Genomic DNA, 836 nt, shown 5'->3' on the forward strand with positions numbered 1-836 from the left:
CTGGCGTACGTCATCTTCACGTCCGGCTCGACGGGCCGTCCGAAGGGGGCGATGAACGCGCACGCGGGCATCGTCAACCGACTCTTGTGGATGCAGCAGGAGTACGGGCTGACGGCAGCGGACACGGTGATGCAGAAGACGCCGTTCAGCTTCGACGTGTCGGTGTGGGAGTTCTTCTGGCCGCTGCTGACGGGGGCGAGGCTGGTGGTGGCGAAGCCGGGAGGGCACCAGGACCCGGCGTACCTGGCGAAGCTGCTGCGAGAGGAGCGAGTGACGACGGTGCACTTCGTGCCGTCGATGCTGCGGGCCTTCCTGGAGGAGCCAGGCATTGAAGGGCTGGGCCACCTGCGGCGGGTGGTGTGCAGCGGCGAGGCGCTGACGGCGGACCTGGTGGCGAAGGCGCACGCGCGGCTGCCGTCTGGAGCGGAGGTGCACAACCTCTACGGCCCGACGGAGGCGGCGGTGGACGTCTCGCACTTCCACTGCGCGCGAGGCACTCAGCGCACGAGCATTCCGATTGGGCGGCCTGTGGCGAACACGCGACTGTACGTGCTGGACGCGCAGGGCCAGCCGACGCCGGTGGGAGTGCCCGGAGAGCTCTTCATCGGCGGTGTGCAGGTGGGCCTGGGGTACTGGAGGCGGCCGCAGTTGACGGCGGAGCGCTTCGTGCCGGACGTGTACTCGCAGGTGCCCGAGGCGCGGCTGTACCGCACCGGAGACGTGGCGAGGTGGCTGGCGGACGGGACGCTGGAGTACCTGGGCCGCTCGGACTTCCAGGTGAAGCTCAGAGGCTTCCGGATTGAATTGGGAGACATCGAGGCGGCGCTGCTGTCACA

1 protein-coding gene is annotated in these 836 nt (G+C 68.9%); it reads left to right on the plus strand.

Features of this window, described 5'->3' with window-relative positions; genetic code table 11:
- Positions 1–836: amino acid adenylation domain-containing protein (locus K8640_RS42375; RefSeq protein WP_223752283.1), on the plus strand; the 836-nt coding region annotated here is incomplete at both ends.

Source organism: Myxococcus sp. XM-1-1-1, assembly GCF_020037095.1.
Taxonomy (GTDB): Bacteria; Myxococcota; Myxococcia; order Myxococcales; family Myxococcaceae; genus Myxococcus; species Myxococcus fulvus.